The sequence below is a fragment of the Vibrio sp. 1S139 genome, from assembly GCF_041439475.1.
Taxonomy (GTDB): Bacteria; Pseudomonadota; Gammaproteobacteria; order Enterobacterales; family Vibrionaceae; genus Vibrio; species Vibrio crassostreae_C.
The window spans coordinates 1-5,981 of record NZ_JBGOOD010000112.1; the positions used below are offsets into that span (position 1 = coordinate 1).

General features: G+C 46.1%; 6 protein-coding genes and 1 pseudogene. 3 read left to right on the top strand and 4 right to left on the bottom strand.

Going from position 1 to position 5,981, the window contains the following annotated elements:
- Window positions 1-105: 105 nt before the first annotated feature.
- Window positions 106-231: a DinI-like family protein gene (locus ACED46_RS21040; protein ID WP_371722370.1), complete on the top strand. Its 126-nt coding sequence runs from the start codon at window positions 106-108 to the stop codon at window positions 229-231.
- 369 nt (window positions 232-600) lie between these two features.
- On the top strand, window positions 601-876 hold the full coding sequence (locus ACED46_RS21045) for a hypothetical protein (protein ID WP_371722371.1): 276 nt from the start codon (window positions 601-603) through the stop codon (window positions 874-876).
- 342 nt (window positions 877-1,218) lie between these two features.
- Here the strand turns inward: ACED46_RS21045 and ACED46_RS21050 are convergent.
- The 3 genes and pseudogenes from ACED46_RS21050 to ACED46_RS21060 form a co-directional block, all read right to left on the bottom strand.
- Window positions 1,219-1,323, bottom strand: a pseudogene (locus ACED46_RS21050) (Rpn family recombination-promoting nuclease/putative transposase); the annotation flags it as partial.
- Between the two features lie 255 nt (window positions 1,324-1,578).
- A complete protein-coding gene (locus ACED46_RS21055; protein WP_371722366.1) occupies window positions 1,579-1,887 on the bottom strand; it encodes an MliC family protein in 309 nt (102 codons plus the stop codon).
- Window positions 1,884-2,345 carry an ecotin family protein gene (locus ACED46_RS21060; protein ID WP_371722367.1) on the bottom strand — a complete coding sequence of 154 codons (462 nt, stop codon included), beginning with the start codon at window positions 2,343-2,345 and terminating at the stop codon, window positions 1,884-1,886. Before ACED46_RS21060 ends, ACED46_RS21055 begins: the two co-directional genes overlap by 4 nt.
- 224 nt (window positions 2,346-2,569) lie before the next feature.
- Here ACED46_RS21060 and ACED46_RS21065 point away from each other — a divergent pair, with 224 nt between their 5' ends.
- On the top strand, window positions 2,570-2,707 hold the full coding sequence (locus tag ACED46_RS21065; RefSeq protein WP_371722369.1) for a hypothetical protein: 138 nt from the start codon (window positions 2,570-2,572) through the stop codon (window positions 2,705-2,707).
- 71 nt (window positions 2,708-2,778) lie between these two features.
- On the opposite strand, the gene ACED46_RS21070 is transcribed toward ACED46_RS21065, so the two are convergent.
- The gene (locus ACED46_RS21070) at window positions 2,779-5,508 is read right to left on the bottom strand and encodes a DUF2339 domain-containing protein (RefSeq protein WP_371722372.1); all 2,730 of its coding nucleotides are present in this window, start codon (window positions 5,506-5,508) and stop codon (window positions 2,779-2,781) included.
- Between the last annotated feature and the right edge of the window lie 473 nt (window positions 5,509-5,981).

The following is a 5,981-nucleotide window of genomic DNA, read 5'->3' on the forward strand; positions in this document are numbered from 1 at the left end:
GCGTGTTGAAATGATGGTCGATGAAAAAGTATTACCGAAAGGCGGTCTAGGAAAATAACCGAGGAACTAGAGCGTCGTTTAAAGCCGCTTTATCCTGACGCTCGAATACGAGTCCGTAAAGGGACGAATAATAACTTAGAAGTGTATTCCAGGAATAAAGATGAGAAGAAGAGAGTGAATAAGGTGATCGAGCAAGCGTTCAATGAAGCTGATGAATGGCTGCTCGTATGATTAATAAAGAGGGCATAGGTTTGAACTCCTCAGGCAAGAGTGGCGATGATCATGTTGGGGTATATCAAAACGGAATAGCCGAGCTTCACTTCTATACCACTCAGAATGCGGCCTGAAAATTGATCTATTGACTCGTATACCTAATTGTTTTTGAGTTTATAATATTATGATAAGTGAGATGCTTTTATAAGACAAGTTGAGCCTGATTTGGCGGCTTTTTCTAATGGTTCGATTTCTATCTCATTAAACGGTCGTTTTATGAGATAGTTGATTTTATAAGACTGCCTCTAATGTTTCACTTAATCATGTTAGCAATGATTAAGTGTGTTATGTTTAAATCATTGCAGCAATGAATAGTGGGATATGGCAATGAAAAACAGCAGGCTCAGCCAAATTCAAAAAGAGATATTAAATTGTTTAGCAAAGGCGTTCGTGAAGGGGGTTAAAGAAGGGAAGTCGACGGTCATCAATCTCGCTGTGACTCAAACACTCAATAGAGAGGTTCATCCCAACAATTTTCGTGTTTCCTGCAAGACTCTGGAAGAGCGAGGGCTTATCATGCGCCGGAAGGTCGGTTTTGATTGGTATATCAATATAACGCCAGAAGGGTTCGATGAGGCGCTTGAAAGGTTAAATGAAAGTTAGCCATTGCAGTAGGTGGGTATGTAGGTTATTCGTTGCTCCCAATATTTAGGTGTTTCACTATGAGCCTTTGGCTAGTCAAAATGTCATTTAAAGCAGTTAATTGACCAAAACGCCTTTCTAGGAATAATAAACGCCTGAAATTATTGGTATGCTCATTTTTATTTGTTATGAAAGTAAACTCCCATGATATATGAATCCGCTCCTGTGGCTCCAGAAGAAAGGCAAGAAACCACAAGAGAACGAGCAGCTCGTCAACGCCGAGAGCGTCAGGAAGAGCTGAGATATACCGCGAGCGATGAGAAGCGATGGGCTGAAAATAGAGAGCGCGTTCTTGCTGAACGCAAAGCTGCCGGATTCGAGCTTGAGTGTTGTCAAATCACAGATTTCACGCAACTCAGCTGGCAGATGAATATCCAATAAGTCCTTAGCGGTTTCTGGATGCGTCATAAACTGCTTAAAGAGCGCGTCATGTGGGGTTGGGGTTGTTTTTTTTATACCATTATCTTAACACTCAATGTGTTGAATTCGCACGTCGATAGCGTATCACTTAAGGCTCATACGCGCATTGACGAACTCTAGCGCCTGCCTATCACCTACTCATAAACCACATTAATGTTCGCTTTTTTGAAGTCACCTTTGGCTATCTGAAGGTATTTCATTTTAAAAAGGCTTGGGTGATACCAAGCCTTTTTAATTTAACGATTACTTCGTAACGCGACATGCACTTTGGGATATCTCGTTGACGATCAAAATCGCTTCGTCACCTTTAGTGTGCAGTACTAGCATCTGGTCATCAGACATATATTTTGCGCCAGATGCAGAGCGAACTTGTTTGAGTTCAATCTCCCTCCCGTCATCAACGGTGATCAGCGCTTTTTCCTGATCAAAGCTAGCAGCGAACTGATGGCCATCATCACATTGATATTGATACTCTGGGGCGGAAGAAGCACAGCCACCAAGCGAAAGTAAACCACCTAATGTCAGTGCGATTTTTGCCTGAATAGCGATCATTCTTCAGGAGCCCAAACACGAATGTTCACGTCCAAATCAGCTGGCGCGTAAACCACAACAGGTAGCTTGCTGTTGTACCGGTAAAGGTCGCGTGTTGGCATTTGAACGAAAGTCTCTACCTTCTCCATGTCTTCAGGACAAGCCATTAATGTAGAGATGCCGCCTGCTGGAGAAGCGTCTACTTGGTAGTAAGTGTAACCCCACCCTTCTAGAGAATGCTCGTGCACACTGCCGCCCTGAGAAACGCGGTTACAATCTGTTTCCATCATGCTGCCTACCACAAGCTCGACGCGCTTATCTGCTTCGTTGCTTGCTGGGTCTACATAGAAAACGTGCTTCGTCATGTTATCCATCTCTGGGAACATCTCTGCCGATGGGCGAGATACGTCATTTACTGAGTCCATTGTCGAACATCCGCTCAGTGCCAATGCACCTGCGGCCAACCAAACTGCTTTCATCGATTTTCCTTTTTCATATGAATGGGCATATTGTAATGGGGAACGCCAACTTATTGTTAAAGCGCGGTTAAATTAAGGTCTACCCTCACAAGTACGACGTCAATGCGGAATTAATATCCATTATAAAACATCATGTAGTTGCTGATTTCAAGTTCAGCTTCACAATGTGTCGTGTAAGCTTTTAAGTAAACAACTCCATATTTCAGGCTCATCTATAATCCCACATGGCCATGCGGTGGCAAGGCGGTCCACTTAAGCCTCACGATAAGCCCAAGCACCCAAGAGCCATCAAAGAGGGTTCTAAAACGGTCATGATTGATGGATCTACTTCGATTAAGTTCTTGATGGATAACCGTGGCTAGTGAATCATTCTAGATTAACCAACCGTACCTTATTTGCAACAGAGCCGGATAGAGCATTTTTATCTCGAATTCTATTCATCTAGCTCAACAGGCTCCGCAATCGAGCTGTGCAATTTTTGGAACAACCACCCCAACCCAATCAGTGACATGCCTAAACCCATGAAACAGATCGCACGCCAGAAGCCATCCAATGAGCGGACATCCCACAAGAACACCTTAAGCGCGACGCACGCCAACACGGCTAGGCCAATACGCTGAATCGTCATTGCTTTACGTGTTGCACCAACCCAAGTAAGTAAGCCGCCGACAATCAAACCAGCAATCGAGTAAGTAAACAGCTCTGCCATGCCAGTCGGTTGAGCTAGCGTCATAGAGATTGGTTGCCAGAACTGGCGAATCGACATTCCGAGCCAAACGGCCGCTAAGATAAGACCAAAGCTGGCGACCACGGAGCGCGGGAGCTGCACTGTGTTCCAACGCTTGTAAGTGATTACTAGCAAAACAATCGCAGGCAACAGCCAGCCAAGAGACAGCATGTTGAACACAGGCATGGATTCAGCGGATACATTGTTAACCATCAACGGCGACTCAAGGCTATTGAGTAACATCATTAGCACAACAAAAGCCCCCCAAAGTAGGTAGCTGTATGCTTGATAAACGCGTTTTAGTTGCTGCGCAAACTGGCTGCGATAACTGTAAACCAAACCCATCACTAATGCTTGGTTAGCAAACACAATCGCCGAAGTGAAATCGATGTAGCCAAGGTAGCCGTATTGCCCTGTGAGCCAGTAGTTGGTCTGGGTGAACACCGCCATCAAGAAGACATGTAAAAACGCCCCTTCAAACCAATTGGCGAGTTCAGTATCTGAGCGATGCAGCACAGTGCGAGCGTAAGCAAGAATTGCCAAAGACGGCAGGTAACTGATCAGCACCCAAGCCCAGTGTCCTGCATTGACAGGTTGCCACTCTGGAACAAATGGTACTAAGGTCAGACGAATGACTAAGATGCCCATTGCGACTTTGACTGCCCAATGTGCTGGGCGGAAAACATTGGCTTGAATCTGCAGCGCCATAACCGCCACTTGAATCGAAATGGCAGTCGTGAGCCATGTGTCATTCAGCCAAACGAAAGCCGTTCCGGCAATGATGGCATGCATGATGGCAGAGCATTCCAGTGCCAGACTTTTGAACCTTTGTCCAAGTAAGGCGTAGTAAACCGCAATTGCAGCGGTGAAGAGTGTCCAGCCTAAAACATGACGGCTCATGAACTCGTAGGTGTAGAGCAAAGTAATCAAGCTCATCACAGGGGCTAGCACAAGGAAGAGGATGCCTGTTAGTTGAGAGCGATCATCTGCCAGTGTCTGGAATAATGTTCGCAGTGCAATCAACACAATACAGATGCCGAGCGCGACCAGTACTAGCGCTTGTCCTTCAGCCATGTAGATAGATTCAAGCGCGATAGAAAGCAGCATGATCGCGGTAGAAGACACCAACATCGAAGGTAAATAGACTCTTAATGACCAAGTTTTACGAACTGCGGGTAGCCAAATCATGGCAGTAAAAAAGGCATAGAAGTAAATAATCTCAGCGGTATCAACGCTAGACATGCGAGCTAATGCCGACAGCACTAATAATGTCATCGCGAGAGTAATACCTGTCGGTGGATGCGTCCATCTTCCTTGGCAATGACGATAACGCGGTTTGAGCATCCACCCCATTCTTGGTACGGCAAAAAGCAGGCACAAACTCAGAGAAAGAAAGATCGCAAGCCATGAGAAAAGTTGCTCTATCGGTATGAACTCAATTAGCAACAACATCCACAAAATATGCGGCACGGTAATCGATGGTGAAATCCAAGCGTGTCGGATCTTTTGCATCAGTACCGTTGCGGCAACTGAAATCGCAGTGATGTAGCCCGCGAGTAAGTAATAGTTGGGCTCTGCACCGCCAATCCAAAGTGGTGCTGAATAACCACCGATTAACCCGAGCACGGCCATCAAAGGCCCTTGACGTAGAGAAAGCGCTAAGCTTGAAAATGCCGCACCCGCCAAAATCACCAGTGATGCACTTGGTGATAAGAGTTGATAGAAGACAAACGCAAAGATCACCGCGCAGTAGATGCCAGTTAACCCCGTTCCAGTAATAGTGGCGGGAACGTAAGTAAAGCCTTTCGCTCGTCCTGCTCGGTCTGGGGATTTCTGCTCGCGGCGATGGAACCATTCACCTGCTATCACGGTAGCAAGAGAGATGGAGAATGCGATGGCCACGCGCATGATTGGTGAAAACTCAATGTGACTGCCAATCACTTGTACAAGGTAACCGCCACCAATCAACATGGCGAGTGCGCCAACCCAAACCAACCAGCTTTCTTGGATGTTGATCAGCAGTTTATTGGTTTGTTTCTCAAACACGGATTCACGGCTTTGTGCCAGACCACCGATATGTACTTCATCAAGTGACGGTAGGCTCGGCTCGACAATTAGCGGTGGTACTTCTTTGGCTGCTAAAGGCGCAGAGGTTGGCTCTGAAACCAGTGTTTGCTTTGGATCTGATTTAAGCGTCGAAGCACTAGGTTGTGTGGGCTGCTCTGGCGGAGCTTGTTGTGGTTGAGAAGCGTGTTGCTCGGGTTCTGGAGTCGGCGGTGTATCTCTCTCAAACCAACGCGTGCGCAGCGCTGCCAGTTCTTTATGAAGCTGAGACACTTCCTCTTCAAGCCTCGATATTCTACCGACTGCTCTCAACGCGACGAGCATGGCGGAAAACGCCAAAATAACCGCTAATAAAATAAACAACTGCTGTATTCCTTCATCATGTTTTCCTCATTTTAATCAACATAAACTCAATAATATAATGGCATAACTTAACCATTAAACGACCAAGATCTTTCTTTTATAACAAGTATTTGAACCAAAGTAACATCTCAACATCTACCTTTTATTTAGTCCATTATCCCCCTCCCAAAAATCACTCTAACGCACACCACAATCCTTTAACGCTCGCCAGGTACTGCGATCGGGCCATGGAGGAGCGCGCGACGACATACAGAATGAGCAAAGCGAAAAAATATTGACCGCTGCACTTTTCACAAAAAAGGTCGCACTGTCAGTCACCATGGCTTAAATCTTGCCCTTCGCCTTGCCAGAATGCGCGAGCGTAGCGAGTAAGATAAGGCGGTGATAGTGACGTGTGTTCGGGGTGTATAGCCATGCTACCGGAGGGTCAGTGGAAGTGGGGCCCGTTCTTATCGTGATATCGTCTGAAGGTGAGTTTATCG

Coding starts and splice junctions, on each gene's coding strand:
- ACED46_RS21045 (WP_371722371.1), top strand. CDS start 601: ATGAAAAACAGCAGGCTCAGCCAAATTCAAAAAGAGATATTAAATTGT.
- ACED46_RS21060 (WP_371722367.1), bottom strand. CDS start 2,345: ATGAAAGCAGTTTGGTTGGCCGCAGGTGCATTGGCACTGAGCGGATGT.
- ACED46_RS21065 (WP_371722369.1), top strand. CDS start 2,570: ATGGCCATGCGGTGGCAAGGCGGTCCACTTAAGCCTCACGATAAGCCC.
- ACED46_RS21055 (WP_371722366.1), bottom strand. CDS start 1,887: ATGATCGCTATTCAGGCAAAAATCGCACTGACATTAGGTGGTTTACTT.